Origin of the sequence: Streptomyces sp. NPDC005803 (genome assembly GCF_040630435.1) — a bacterium.
GTDB lineage: Bacteria > Actinomycetota > Actinomycetes > Streptomycetales > Streptomycetaceae > Streptomyces.
In genome coordinates, this window is sequence record NZ_JBEXXO010000013.1 from 175441 (window position 1) to 187869 (window position 12429).

A 12429-nucleotide genomic window follows, 5' to 3' on the forward strand; every position below is an offset into this window, starting at 1 on the left:
GGATTGGCATGCGCACATCCAGAGCGGCCGCGATATCCGTGGGTCTCACGCTCACGGCGCTCCTGGGGGCGGCCGTCGCCGCTCCCGCGTTCGCCGTGGACCCGGAGCCCACCCACGAACAGCGAGTCGGCGTCGAGTACTTCCCCCAGCCCGGCGGCGAGGGCCGGCGGACCGAGGTACCGCTCACCACAGAGGCGGCCACCGGCCGTGCCGCAGCCCGTAGCGCGGCACCCGCCGGGGCCACCACGGACGGGCAGGTCGGCAAGCTGTCCGTGACCGGCCCCTCGGCCGACCGGCTCGACGTGGTGATCGTCGGCGACGGCTACACCGCCGGCCAGCAGGACGCCTTCCACACCGCGGCGGCCACCAAGTGGGCGGCCATCACCGGCATCGAGCCCTATTCGAGCTATCAGGGCCTCATGAACGTGTGGACCGTCGACGCGGTGTCCGCCGAATCCGGCATCAGCGGTGACCCCAGCGCCGACGTCACCAAGGACACCGCCCTCGGCAGCTACTTCTGGTGCTCGGACACCGAGCGTCTGATCTGCGCCGACATCGACAAGGTCGCCTCCTACGCCGCCAAGGCCCCCGAAGCCGACCTGGTCATCGTCATCTCCCACTCCACCAAGTACGGCGGCGCCGGCTACTCAGGGCTGGAGGCGGAGGGCTACCCGTTCGACGGCGTCTCGACGCTCTCCTCGGACAACGCGCAGTCGAGCATGATCGCCGCCCACGAGATCGCCCACTCCGTGGGCCTCCTGGCGGACGAGTACGCGTACGACAGCTACGGCACCTGGTCGGGCGGCGAGCTCCCCGACATCAACTCCAGCATCTTCACCGCGGAGCGGATGGCCGCCAACCGGACCAAGTGGTACCGCTGGCTCGGCGAGAGCGACCCCACGGGCGGCACGGTCGGTACGTACGAGGGCAGCAGCTACTACCCGTTCGGGATCTACCGCCCGACCGCCAACTCCCTCATGCGCGCACTGAACATCAGCGACTTCAACCTCCCCGGCCGGGAGGCCATGATCGCGGGCTTCTACCGCGAGGCCAACGCACTGAGCAGCAAGCCCGGTGCGAGCGGTGCGATCCTCAGGACACGTCGCATAGAGGTCTCCCAGGCCGAGTTGACCGGCCTGGCGGCACCTGAGCTGAGCTGGTACGTCGACGGTGTACGGGTGAGGCGGGCACAGGGTCTCACCAGCGTCGTCCCCGCCGCGCTGGGGGTTCCCGCGGACGGCAGGACGCACACCGTCAGGGTCGAGTCCGTGGACCGGACCGAGTCGGTCCGCGACCCGAGGGTCCGGGCCGAGGCCACCGAAAAGCTGAGCTGGACCGTGAAGGCGTCCGGCCGCAAGGGCCCCGAGCCGCGCTGACGGCCGGGCGGCCCCGCCGCTGACGTCCCGCACTCGACCGACGGGCCCGTCGGCCCCGGCGCTCCCGGCACCGCCTGAGCCCCGGGGCCAGTTCGCGCCCTACAGCGAAACCTCCGCCCACACGTACTTGGTGCACGCGTCACCGACGGCCCACCCCCACCGAGCCGCGTACGCCTCGACGAGGAGCAGGCCCCTCCCCGCCGCCGCATCGGGATCACCATGTCCCCGTGCCGTGGCGGGGAGAAGGCGTTCGGGGCGGGCGTCGGTGACCTCGACGCGGACGGCCCGCGTCAGGAGCAGCACGGTCAGCCGGAAGTCCCGGCCGGAAAGGCGGCCGTGCGTGATCGCGTTGGACGCGAGTTCGGCCGTGACGAGGGCGACCGCGTGGACGGGATCGGAGTCGTACGGATCGCCGGACCACTCCATGACCTGCTGCACGGCGAGGGTGCGCGCCAGCCGTGCGCCACGCGGCGTACTGCTGAGCTGAAGGCGCAGGGCGCCGTGCGACGTACCGGATGCGCGGGTGTCTTCCTGTTGCTTCACGACGTCATGCTGGGACGCCGCAACCGGTCGTGACCAGGCACAACTGCCGTACGCGGCGCGGAGGTACGACCCCTGCGGGCAGCAAAGCCGCTTGGCTGTACGGGCCTTGTACGGGTGCTGTACGGGCGGCGGCCGTATCCGGGGGAACGGCCTTCCCGTTGAGCCTTTCCCCGCAGGAGCCGCGTCGACGGCCGTGGGTGGCGGGCGGAGGGAGAAGCGATGGCGGAGAGGGGCGTGAGGACGGTGCCGGAGACGAGGAACGGTGGTGCGGCGCAGGCGAAGGTGAGGGAGGACCACGACCTGCCGGGGGTATGGGTGGCCTACGGCACCCTCCTCGCCCATCTGCGCAAGCGCGCCGGGTTGACCCAGCAGACGCTGGGTGCGGCCATCGGCTACTCGCTGGAACAGGTCGCCTCGGTCGAGCAGGGGCGCCGCCCCGCCAAGGCGGCGTTCACCGAGGCCGCCGAGCGGGCCCTGAACGCGGGCGGCGTACTGGAGGTGCTCCAGGCCGAGGTGGACCGGGCGAAGCTCCCCCGGTTCTTCCGCAACTTCGCGGCCGTCGAGGCGGAGGTGCTGAGCCGCTTCTCGTACGATCCGCTGCTGGTACCAGGGCTGTTGCAGACGGAGGCGTACGCACGTGCCGTGTTCGCCGGGCACTGTCCGCCGTTCAGCGAGGAGATCGTGGACCAGCACACGGAAGCGCGGCTGGGCCGCCAGCGACTGCTGACGCGGGACCCGATGGCGGAGCTGTCGTTCATCATCGGGGAGGAGGCGTTGCGCGACCCTGTGGGTGATGCGTACGTCATGCGCGGCCAATGGCAACGACTGCTGGAGGTGAGCGGGTTGCGTAACGTGGAGGTTCAGGTGATGCCTGCGGGGCGAGGGTTCCACCCGGGGAAGAACGGCCCCTTCGTGACGGTCCAGACGAAGGAGCACCAGCACCTCGGGTACTTCGAGTCGCAGGGCGTCGGATGCACGGTGAGCGTTCCGGCGGACGTAAGCGCGTTCGGGTTGCGGTATGGCAAGCTGCGATCACAGGCGCTGAACGTCGAGGAGTCCGCGCGGCTCGTCGAACAGCTGGTAGGAGAGACATGAGCAAGGAGCAGGCAACCGGAAACGGGCTGGGCTGGTTCAAGAGCAGCTACAGCGGTTCCGACGGCGGCGACTGCGTTGAGGTGGCCGTGGCCCCGGGCGCGGTTCATGTACGGGACTCCAAAGCCGCAGGCGACGGCCCCGCGCTGAGGATCGGCCGCGACGAGTGGGCGGCGTTCGTGTCGCTCGCGCGGGGATGACGCCGCCCCGGACCGGTCAGAGGCGCTCGATGATGGTGACGTTGGCCTGGCCGCCGCCCTCGCACATGGTCTGGAGGCCGTAACGGCCGCCGGTGCGCTCCAGTTCGTGCAGCAGCGTCGTCATCAGCTTGGTGCCGGTGGCGCCGAGCGGATGGCCGAGCGCGATGGCGCCACCGTTGACGTTGACCTTGTCCGGGTCGGCGCCGGTCTCCTTCAGCCAGGCCAGGACGACCGGGGCGAACGCCTCGTTGATCTCCACCAGGTCGATGTCGGCGATGGACATGCCGGCCTTCTTCAGCGCGTACGCCGTCGCCGGGATGGGCGCCGACAGCATCCGGATCGGGTCCTCGCCGCGTACGGAGAGGTGGTGGATGCGGGCCCTGGGGGTGAGGCCGTGTTCGGCGACGGCCCGCTCGGAGGCGATGAGCATCGCGGAGGCGCCGTCGGAGACCTGCGAGGAGACCCCGGCGGTCAGCCGGCCGCCCTCGACGACCGTCCTGAGGGCCGCCATCTTCTCCAGCGAGGTGTCACGGCGCGGCCCCTCGTCCACCGTCACCTCCCCGTACGCGACGGTCTCCCGCACGAACCTGCCCTCGTCGATGGCGCGCAGGGCCCGCTGGTGGGAACGGAGCGCGAAGCGCTCCATGTCCTCACGGGAGATGCCCCACTTCTCGGCGATGAGTTCGGCTCCGTGGAACTGGTTGACCGGCGCGTCGCCGTAGCGGGCGCGCCAGCCGGCGGAGCCCGCGTACGGGCCGTCGGTGAGGCCGAGGGGTTCGGCGGCCTGGCGGCTTGCGAAGGCGATCGGGATCATCGACATGTTCTGCGTGCCGCCGGCGACGACCAGGTCCTGGGTGCCGGACATGATGCCCTGGGCGGCGAAGTGGACGGCCTGCTGGGAGGAGCCGCACTGCCGGTCCACGGTGGTGCCGGGCACCTCCTCGGGCAGGCCCGCGGCGAGCCAGGCGGTGCGGGCGATGTCCCCGGCCTGGGGGCCGACGGTGTCGAGGCAGCCGAAGACGACGTCCTCCACCGCGGCCGGGTCGACCCCGGTGCGTTCGACCAGGGCCTTGATGACGTGGGCCCCGAGGTCGGCGGGGTGGACGGCGGACAGGCCGCCCTTGCGCCGGCCGACCGGGGTGCGTACCGCTTCGACGATGTAGGCCTCGGCCATGACTGCTCCTTCGACGCAGAGATGATGGGGTGTCAGCTGGGGGTGGTGATGCCCGCGAGCACCATCGACAGGTACTGACGGGCGATCTCCTCCGGGCTGTGCGTCCCGCCGGGGCGGTACCAGAAGGCGGCCACCCAGACGGTGTCGCGGACGAAGCGGTAGACGAGCCGGACGTCCAGGTCGCCGCGGAAGTCCTGTGCGGCGACGCCGCGTTCCAGCGTGCGCAGCCAGGCGTTCTCGAACCTCAGCTGGGAGTCGGCGAGGTAGGCGAAGCGCGGCTGGGCGGAGAGGTGTCCGGACTCCCGCTGGTAGATGGAGACCGCGGGGCCGTGCCGGTCGATCTGCCGGAAGGACTGGGTGACGAGGGCGCCGATGGCCTCCCGGGGGCCGAGTCCGGCGGCGAGGACGGTGTCGTAGCCCGTCCACAGCTCGTCCAGGAAGGCCGAGAGGATCTCGTCGAGCATCGATTCCTTGGAATCGAAGTGGTAGTAGAGGCTGCCCGCGAGCATCCCGGCGGCGCCAGCGATGCGGCGGACGGTGGTGGCGTCGTACCCCTGGGCCGCGAACACCTCGGCCGCGGTCGCGAGGAGTTCGGCGCGGCGTTCGGCGTTCGCCGGGCCGGTGATCGTGTTCACCCCCTCTGGCTGCTGACGGAGACGGTCTCCCCGGTCATGTACGAGGAGTAGCCGCTGGCCAGGAACACCATGACGTTGGCGATCTCCCAGGGCTCCGCGTACCGGCCGAAGGCCTCGCGTTCGGTGAGTTCGGCGAGGAGTTCGGGGGTGGTGACCTTCACCAGGTGCGGGTGCATGGCCAGGCTCGGGGCGACGGCGTTGACGCGTACGCCGAAGTCGGCGGCCTCCAGGGCGGCGCACCGGGTGAGGGCCATGACGCCGGCCTTCGCGGCGGCGTAGTGGGCCTGGCCGCGCTGGGCGCGCCAGCCGACGACGGAGGCGTTGTTGACGACGATGCCGCCGGTGTCCTGTTCCCTGAAGCGGCGCAGGGCGGTGCGGGTGCAGCGGAAGGTGCCGTTCAGGGTGACGTCGAGGACCTTGGCCCACTGGTCGTCGGTCATGTCGACGAGGTCGGCGGTGCCGCCGAGGCCGGCGTTGTTGACGACGATGTCGAGGCCGTCATGGCGTTCGGCGGCGAGCGAGAAGAGCGCGTCGACCTGCTGCTGGTGGGTGACGTCGCAGGGCAGTGCGGCGACCTTGTCCGCGCCGAACTCCTCGGCGAGGGCGGCGGCGCTCTCCTTCAGGCGGCGCTCGTGGGCGTCGCCGATGACGATCCGGGCGCCCTCCTCCAGGAACTTGCGGGCGGTCGCTCCGCCGATGCCGGCGCCCGCGGCGGCGGTGATCACCGCGGTGCGGCCGTCCAGCAGGGAGTGGCCCGGTACGTAGGGCGGCTGCGGGGTCACGGGCGGATCTCCTTGGGCAGGCCGAGGACGCGCTCGGCGATGATGTTGCGCTGGATCTCGTTGGATCCGGCGTAGATGGTGTCGGAGCGGGAGAAGAGGAACAGCCGCTGCCAGTCGTCGAGTTCGTAGGGCGCCTGGGGGGCGTTCATGCCACCGGCGCCCAGGACTCTCATGGCGAGTTCACCGAGTTCCCGGTGCCAGGTGGCCCAGAAGATCTTCCCGATGGACGCCTCGGGGCCGGGTGCGCCGGCCGCCACGCCGTCGAGCATGCGCAGGGCGTTGCACCGGATGGTCTCCAGGCCCGTCCAGGCGCGGGCGAGGCGGTCGCGGATCAGCGGGTCGTCGGCGGCGCCGTTGCTCCGGGCGAGCTCGATGAGGGTCTCCAGTTCACGCCGGAAGCCGACCTGCTGGCCGAGGGTGGAGACGCCGCGTTCGAAGCCGAGCGTGGCCATGGCCACCCGCCAGCCGTCGCCGGGTGCGCCGACGATGTGCTCGGCGCGGGTGCGGGCGCCGTCGAAGAAGACCTCGTTGAATTCCGAGGTGCCGGTGAGCTGCTGGATCGGCCGGATCTCGACGCCGGGCTGGTCGAGGGGGACCAGGAGGTAGGACAGGCCCGCGTGGCGGGTGGAGCCCGGTTCGGTGCGGGCGATGACGAAGCACCACTGGGCGTCGTGGGCGAGTGACGTCCAGGTCTTCTGCCCGGTGACGACCCAGTCGCCCTCACTCCCGGCTCCGCTGGAGCGGGCGGCGCCCCCGTCGTCGCGCTCGGCCCTGGTCCTCACGTTCGCCAGGTCCGACCCGGCGTCCGGCTCGCTGTAGCCCTGGCACCACAGTTCCTCGACGGCGACGATCGGCGGGAGGAAGCGGGCCTGCTGTTCGGGGGTGCCGAAGGCGATCAGGGTGGGGCCGAGCAGTTGCTCGCCGATGTGGTTGACCCGGGCGGGGGCGTCGGCCAGGGCGTACTCCTCATGGAAGGCGACCTGTTGCTCGATGGTGGCGCCCCGGCCGCCGTGCTCCTCTGGCCAGCCCACGCAGGTCCAGCCCTCGGCCGCCATGTGCCGTTCCCAGCCCAGTCGTTCGGCGAAGGCTTCGTGCTCGCGTCCGGGTCCGCCGCGGCCCCGGAGACCCGCGAAGCCGCCGGTGAGGTTGGCGGTCAGCCACCCGCGGATCTCGGTGCGGAACTCCTCGACGCTGCTCATGGGGGTACGTTAATCTACCAAACACTTGTTAGGGAAGGAGGGGCCGATGTCCGCCGCCCACGACGAACCGGTGCGCTACGAGAAGCGGGGCCCGGTCGCGACAGTGACCATGAACCGGCCCGACTACCGCAACGCGCAGAACTCCGCGATGACCTACGCCCTGGACCGGGCGTTCTACCGCGCGGCCGACGACAACGAGGTGAAGACCGTCGTCCTGGCCGGGGCGGGCAAGCACTTCTCCGCCGGTCATGACATCGGCACCCCGGAGCGCGACGCGCACCTGCCGTTCGAGCGCCGGGCGGGGCTGTGGTGGGACCACTCGGACAAGGAGGGCGCGGAGAGCCGCTTCGCCCGGGAGTCCGAGGTGTATCTGGGCATGTGCCGGCGCTGGCGCGAGCTGCCCAAGCCGGTCATCGCGTCCGTACAGGGCGCCTGTGTGGCGGGCGGTCTGATGCTGGCCTGGGTGTGCGACCTGATCGTGGCCTCGGAGGATGCCTTCTTCGCCGACCCCGTGGTCCGGATGGGCATCCCCGGCGTCGAGTACTTCGCCCACCCGTGGGTGATGCCGCCCCGGATCGCCAAGGAGTTCCTCTACACCGGTGACCGGATGAGCGCACGGCGCGCGTACGAGGTCGGCATGGTCAACCGGGTCGTCCCGAGGGATGAACTGAGCGCGCGCACCGAGGAGTTGGCGCTGCGGATCGCGGAGATGCCGCGCATGGGGCTGGCCCTCACCAAGCGTGCGGTCAACCAGGCCGAGGACCTGCAGGGCCTGCACACCGGCATGGACTCGGTGTTCGGCCTGCACCACCTGGCGCACGCGCACAACGCCGAGACCGCACCGGACGCGCTCGGTGGCATGGACATCCGGGCGATGAAGAGGGCGGGCGGCTGATGGACCTCGATCTCGACGCGGCCGACGAGGCGTTCCGGACCGAGGTGCGCGAGTGGCTGGCCGCTCACGTCCCGGCCGCTCCCCTGCCGTCCCTGGAGACCGCCGAGGGCTTCGCCGCGCACCGGAAGTGGGAGGCCGTCCTGGCCGCAGACCGCTGGTCGGCGGTCACCTGGCCCGAGGAGTTCGGCGGGCGGGGGAGCTCCCTGCTGCGCTGGCTGGTCTTCGAGGAGGAGTACTACGCCGCCGGGGCGCCCGGCCGGGTCAGCCAGAACGGCATCAGCTTGCTGGCCCCGACCCTCTTCGAGCACGGGAGTGCCGAGCAGCGGGCCCGGGTGCTGCCCGCCATGGCCCGTGGCGAGGTCATCTGGGCGCAGGCCTGGTCCGAGCCGGAGTCCGGCTCGGATCTGGCGTCCCTGAAGTCGACGGCCGTACGGACCGAGGGCGGCTGGCTGATCAGCGGCCAGAAGACCTGGTCCTCCCGGGCGGCCTTCGCCGACCGGGCCTTCGGCCTGTTCCGCAGCGATCCGGACGCGGACCGGCCGCACCGGGGGCTCACGTATCTGATGTTCCCGCTGGACGCCGAGGGCGTCACCGTGCGGCCCATCGGGCGGCTGGACGGGAAGCCCGCCTTCGCCGAACTCTTCCTGGACGAGGTGTTCGTACCGGACGAGGACGTCATCGGCGAGCCCGGCCAGGGCTGGCGGGTCGCGATGAGCACCACCGGCAACGAGCGCGGGCTCACCCTGCGCAGCCCGGGCCGTTTCACGGCCGCCGCGGACCGGCTGACCGCCCTGTGGCACGCGTACGGCGACCCGGCGGACACGGCCCTGCGCGACCGGGTCGCCGACGCGGTGATCGGGGCCCGCGCCTATCGGCTGTTCTCCTACGCGGGGGCCTCCCAGGTCCTGCACGGGGAGGGCGGGCCGGCCGGGGCCGCCTCCAGTCTCAACAAGATCTACTGGTCCGAACTGGACATCGCGCTGCACGAGACGGCGCTCGACCTGCTCGGCCCGTACGGCGAACTCGCCGACCACGCCACCGAATCGCCGGACCACGGCAGCTGGGCCGAGGGCTACACCTTCGCCCTGGCCGGCCCCGTCTACGCGGGCACCAACGAGATCCAGCGCGACATCGTCGCCGAGCGGCTGCTCGGCCTGCCGAAGGGACGCCGCTGATGCGTTTCCTCCTGGACGCCGAGCAGCGGGACTTCGCCCGCTCCCTCGACGCCCTGCTCGCCTCCTGCGACACCCCGGCCGCCGTACGGTCCTGGGCCGCCGGCGACCACGGCCCGGGGCGTGCTGTCTGGGCCCGGCTGGCCGGGGCCGGGGTGTTCGCCCTCGCGGTCCCGGAGAAGCACGACGGGTTCGGCCCGCTGCCCCTCGAACTCGCCCTCGCCTTCGAGGCGCTGGGGCGGCACGCCGTCCCCGGGCCGCTGGTCGAGACGGTGGCCGCGGCGGCCCTCCTGGACCGGCTCGGCGACGACCGCGTCGCCGCCGAGCGGCTGCCCGGCATCGCGGCCGGGAAGTCGGTCCTCTCCCTCTGCCTGACCTCCCTCGGCCCGTACGCCCTGGACGCCGACGCGGCCGACGCGGTGTTCGTGGTGGACGGCGACACCCTGCGCCTCGCCACCGCGTCCGGTCCCGTCCAGCCCTCGGCCGACCCCGGGCGACGGCTGTCACGGCCGCCCGGCGGCACGGTGCTCGCCCAGGGCCCCGAGGTGACCGACGCCGCCGCGTACGCGGCCGACGTCGCCGCGCTCGCCACGGCGGCCCAGGCGCTCGGGGTCGGCCGGACCCTGCTGGCCCGTACCGTCGCGTACGTCACGCGGCGCACCCAGTTCGGAGTGGCGATCGGCTCCTTCCAGGCGGTCAAGCACCGGCTGGCCGACACCCTGCTGGCCCTGGAGTTCGCCCAGCCCCTGGTGCACGGCGCCGCGCTCTCGCTCGCCGCCGGCGACGACGCGGCGGGCCGCGACATCGCCGCTGCCAAGGTCACGGCGGGCGAGGCAGCGTACGCGGCGGCGCGCACGGCCCTCCAACTGCACGGCGCCGTCGGCTACACCGAGGAGCTCGACCTGTCCCTGTGGATCCGCAAGGCCCGGCCTCTGCGTGACGCGTGGGGTACCCCGGCCGCGTGCCGGGCCCGCGTCATGGGAGTGGCCCGATGAGACTCACGCAGGAACAGGAAGAGCTCCGGTCGGCGGTGCGGTCGGTACTGACGCAGCATCAAGCGAACGCCGCCTGGGTGCCGTTGGCCACGCAGATCGGTGCGGCCGGGCTGGCCGTGCCCGAGGAGTACGGCGGGGCGGGCGGCGGCGCCCGTGATGTCCATGTGCTGATGGAGGAGCTGGGCCGGAGTCTGAGCCCGCTGCCGTGCCTGGGCTCCTCGGTGCTCACGGTCGGGGCACTGCTCGCCTCCGGTGACAAGGAGGCCTGCGGGCGGCTGCTGCCGGGACTCGCCGAGGGCGCCTCGGTGGGCGCCCTGGCCTGGGCCGAGCAGGGTTCCTGGGACCAGGAGGCAGTACGCGCCGAGGCGGTGGCGCGGCCCGGTGGCGGCTGGCTGATCACCGGGACCAAGGAACACGTGCTGGACTGGCCCGGCGTGGACGTGCTGCTCGTCTCGGCCCGTACGGCGGACGGGGTGTCGCTCTTCGAGATGGCGCCCGACGCCGCCGGGGTTCGCCGGGAGCCCCTCGTGACCATGGACGGGACGCGGGCCCAGGCCCGTTGGGTGCTCGCCGGCGCCGAGGGGCGCCTGCTGGGCGTGGACGGCGACGGCGGGCGGTACCTGGAGCACGTGCGGGACCTGGCGTGCACGGCACTCGCCGCGGAACAGGTGGGGGCGGCCGAGCGCTGCCTGGAACTCACCGTCGGCTACGCCAGGGACCGGGTGCAGTTCGGCCGGCCCATCGGCTCGTTCCAGGCGGTCAAACACCGGCTGGCGGACGCCTACGTCCTGGTGGAGTCGGCGCGTTCGGCAGCGCTCGGGGCCGCGTTCGCCGCCGACGAGGACCCGGACGCGCTGCCACGGGCCGCCGCCGTCGCGAAGTCCGTCTGCTCCGAGGCCTTCACCGCGGTGGCCGGCGAGATGATCCAGCTGCACGGCGGGATCGGGATCACCTGGGAACACGACGCGCACCGCTACTTCAAGCGCGCGCACGGGGCGGGCGAGCTGTTCGGGCCGCCCGCACACCACCGGGCGCGGCTGGCGGCCGGGCTCGGACTGGCCGCCCGGTGAGCGGGTCCCAGCAGACACGGAGGGGCGTGCGGCGCATGGACATCGGGAGCCCGTTGGACTTCACGGGGCGCGTGGCGCTGGTCACCGGCGGCACCAAGGGCATCGGCGCCGCCATCGCCGGTGCGTTCCTGGGCGCAGGGGCGGACGTGGTGGTCTGCGGCCGCACCACCCCGAGGACGCTGCCCTCGGCGGCGGGCCGCCAGGCCGTCTTCGTCCCGGCCGACGTCCGCGATCCGACGGCGGCGTCCTCGTTGGTGGACGCGACGGTGGAACGCTTCGGCCGGCTGGACGTGCTCGTCAACAACGCGGGCGGCTCCCCGGACGCCGACGCGGCCACCGTCTCCCCACGCTTCGTGGAGAAGATCGTCGCGCTCAATCTGCTCGCGCCGTTCTACGTGGCGCAGGCGGCCCACCGTGTGATGCGGGCTCAGGACGGGGGTGGTTCCGTCATCAACATCGGCAGCGTCTCCGCCCATCATCCGCAGCCGGGCACCGCGGCCTACACGGCGGCCAAGGCCGGGCTGCTGGCCCTCACCAAGGCGCTCGCCCTGGAATGGGCGCCGGCGGTCCGCGTCAACCACATCACCACGGGGCTGATCCGCACCGAGAGCGCGGCGTCGGTCTACGGCGCCGACGGCGGGGCGGCGGTGGCGGGCGTCATCCCGATGGCGCGCATGGCGGCCCCCGACGACGTCGCCCGCGCCTGTCTCTTCCTCGCGGGCGGTCTGTCCGGCTATGTCAACGGGGCGGACCTGGCGGTGCACGGGGGCGGGGAGTTCCCCGCCCGCTACCTGGCGGCGAAGGCGGCCGGCGGACCGGGGTGACCACCGCGGGACGCGCCGGGGTGACCACTGCGGGACGGGCCGGGGCCGGCGTCTAGCGGGACGGGACGGGGTGACCACTGCGGGACGGGCCGGGGCGGGCGTCTAGCGGGACGGGACGGGGCCGGCGTCCGCCTCGTGGCGCCGGTGCCACGCCTGGTACTGAGGAGGCCGACGCGTCCGCCCCGGCCGGGTACCTCCGTTCGCGCTGTGGGTACAAGGCCCCCCGAGGACCAGCTGAAGGCCGCCCTGGGCCGCCCCCGCTCCGGCTGCCGCACCCCGGAGACCCCCGACGGGAACGGCGCATCGCCCAGGGGCCGGCTCCCGGAGGCCGAGGCCCTGCGGGTCGTCCGCCGACCGGCGGTGGGGGGCGACGAGGGCCTGGCCTCGGGTTATCCCCACCCCTGATCCGCCAGCAGCCGCCATGGTCCGTGCTCACCGTGATCCGTAGCGTCGAAGCATCGGCTCGAAGGAT

14 protein-coding genes are annotated in these 12429 nt (G+C 72.7%); 9 read left to right on the plus strand and 5 right to left on the minus strand.

From position 1 onward, the window contains the following. Positions 1-8: 8 nt before the first annotated feature. A complete protein-coding gene (locus tag ABZ454_RS20210) occupies positions 9-1376 on the plus strand; it encodes a M64 family metallopeptidase (protein WP_359539621.1) in 1368 nt (455 codons plus the stop codon). 99 nt (positions 1377-1475) lie between these two features. On the opposite strand, the gene ABZ454_RS20215 is transcribed toward ABZ454_RS20210, so the two are convergent. Beyond that, positions 1476-1919 (minus strand): ATP-binding protein, encoded by a 444-nt coding sequence (locus tag ABZ454_RS20215; protein ID WP_356317520.1) that lies wholly within the window; start codon positions 1917-1919, stop codon positions 1476-1478. A gap of 219 nt (positions 1920-2138) precedes the next feature. On the opposite strand from ABZ454_RS20215, the gene ABZ454_RS20220 reads away from it, so the two are divergent. Both ABZ454_RS20220 and ABZ454_RS20225 read left to right on the plus strand, forming a co-directional pair. Then, the gene (locus ABZ454_RS20220) at positions 2139-3014 is read left to right on the plus strand and encodes a helix-turn-helix transcriptional regulator (protein ID WP_359539624.1); all 876 of its coding nucleotides are present in this window, start codon (positions 2139-2141) and stop codon (positions 3012-3014) included. Continuing rightward, a complete protein-coding gene (locus tag ABZ454_RS20225; RefSeq protein ID WP_359539627.1) occupies positions 3011-3211 on the plus strand; it encodes a DUF397 domain-containing protein in 201 nt (66 codons plus the stop codon). Before ABZ454_RS20220 ends, ABZ454_RS20225 begins: the two co-directional genes overlap by 4 nt. Positions 3212-3227: 16 nt before the next feature. On the opposite strand, the gene ABZ454_RS20230 is transcribed toward ABZ454_RS20225, so the two are convergent. Genes ABZ454_RS20230 through ABZ454_RS20245 form a run of 4 tightly spaced genes read right to left on the minus strand, consistent with a single transcriptional unit; the run spans position 3228 to position 7001 of the window. Continuing rightward, positions 3228-4385 carry an acetyl-CoA C-acetyltransferase gene (locus ABZ454_RS20230; protein WP_359539630.1) on the minus strand — a complete coding sequence of 386 codons (1158 nt, stop codon included), beginning with the start codon at positions 4383-4385 and terminating at the stop codon, positions 3228-3230. A gap of 32 nt (positions 4386-4417) precedes the next feature. Further along, entirely contained in the window at positions 4418-5020 is a 603-nt protein-coding gene (locus ABZ454_RS20235) for a TetR/AcrR family transcriptional regulator (protein WP_359539632.1), read from the minus strand. Further along, positions 5017-5802, minus strand: a complete 786-nt coding sequence (locus ABZ454_RS20240) for an SDR family oxidoreductase (RefSeq protein WP_359539634.1) — start codon at positions 5800-5802, stop codon at positions 5017-5019. Before ABZ454_RS20240 ends, ABZ454_RS20235 begins: the two co-directional genes overlap by 4 nt. Beyond that, positions 5799-7001, minus strand: coding sequence for an acyl-CoA dehydrogenase family protein (locus tag ABZ454_RS20245; RefSeq protein ID WP_359539637.1), 1203 nt, complete (start codon positions 6999-7001; stop codon positions 5799-5801). The genes ABZ454_RS20240 and ABZ454_RS20245 overlap by 4 nt, the downstream gene beginning before the upstream one ends. Positions 7002-7047: 46 nt before the next feature. Between ABZ454_RS20245 and ABZ454_RS20250 the strand changes: the two genes are divergently transcribed. From ABZ454_RS20250 to ABZ454_RS20275, 6 genes are all read left to right on the plus strand, one after another. Next, positions 7048-7896, plus strand: a complete 849-nt coding sequence (locus tag ABZ454_RS20250) for an enoyl-CoA hydratase (RefSeq protein ID WP_359539639.1) — start codon at positions 7048-7050, stop codon at positions 7894-7896. After that, positions 7896-9071, plus strand: a complete 1176-nt coding sequence (locus ABZ454_RS20255) for an acyl-CoA dehydrogenase family protein (RefSeq protein ID WP_359539642.1) — start codon at positions 7896-7898, stop codon at positions 9069-9071. Before ABZ454_RS20250 ends, ABZ454_RS20255 begins: the two co-directional genes overlap by 1 nt. Beyond that, a complete protein-coding gene (locus ABZ454_RS20260) occupies positions 9071-10063 on the plus strand; it encodes an acyl-CoA dehydrogenase family protein (RefSeq protein WP_359539644.1) in 993 nt (330 codons plus the stop codon). The genes ABZ454_RS20255 and ABZ454_RS20260 overlap by 1 nt, the downstream gene beginning before the upstream one ends. Continuing rightward, positions 10060-11133, plus strand: a complete 1074-nt coding sequence (locus ABZ454_RS20265) for an acyl-CoA dehydrogenase family protein (protein ID WP_359539647.1) — start codon at positions 10060-10062, stop codon at positions 11131-11133. Before ABZ454_RS20260 ends, ABZ454_RS20265 begins: the two co-directional genes overlap by 4 nt. A gap of 35 nt (positions 11134-11168) precedes the next feature. Further along, a complete protein-coding gene (locus ABZ454_RS20270; RefSeq protein ID WP_359539649.1) occupies positions 11169-11957 on the plus strand; it encodes an SDR family oxidoreductase in 789 nt (262 codons plus the stop codon). 207 nt (positions 11958-12164) lie between these two features. After that, the gene (locus ABZ454_RS20275; protein ID WP_359539650.1) at positions 12165-12362 is read left to right on the plus strand and encodes a hypothetical protein; all 198 of its coding nucleotides are present in this window, start codon (positions 12165-12167) and stop codon (positions 12360-12362) included. Positions 12363-12429 lie beyond the last annotated feature (67 nt).

Coding starts and splice junctions, on each gene's coding strand:
- ABZ454_RS20210 (WP_359539621.1), top strand. CDS start 9: ATGCGCACATCCAGAGCGGCCGCGATATCCGTGGGTCTCACGCTCACG.
- ABZ454_RS20220 (WP_359539624.1), top strand. CDS start 2,139: ATGGCGGAGAGGGGCGTGAGGACGGTGCCGGAGACGAGGAACGGTGGT.
- ABZ454_RS20225 (WP_359539627.1), top strand. CDS start 3,011: ATGAGCAAGGAGCAGGCAACCGGAAACGGGCTGGGCTGGTTCAAGAGC.
- ABZ454_RS20230 (WP_359539630.1), bottom strand. CDS start 4,385: ATGGCCGAGGCCTACATCGTCGAAGCGGTACGCACCCCGGTCGGCCGG.
- ABZ454_RS20245 (WP_359539637.1), bottom strand. CDS start 7,001: ATGAGCAGCGTCGAGGAGTTCCGCACCGAGATCCGCGGGTGGCTGACC.
- ABZ454_RS20250 (WP_359539639.1), top strand. CDS start 7,048: ATGTCCGCCGCCCACGACGAACCGGTGCGCTACGAGAAGCGGGGCCCG.
- ABZ454_RS20255 (WP_359539642.1), top strand. CDS start 7,896: ATGGACCTCGATCTCGACGCGGCCGACGAGGCGTTCCGGACCGAGGTG.
- ABZ454_RS20260 (WP_359539644.1), top strand. CDS start 9,071: ATGCGTTTCCTCCTGGACGCCGAGCAGCGGGACTTCGCCCGCTCCCTC.
- ABZ454_RS20265 (WP_359539647.1), top strand. CDS start 10,060: ATGAGACTCACGCAGGAACAGGAAGAGCTCCGGTCGGCGGTGCGGTCG.
- ABZ454_RS20270 (WP_359539649.1), top strand. CDS start 11,169: ATGGACATCGGGAGCCCGTTGGACTTCACGGGGCGCGTGGCGCTGGTC.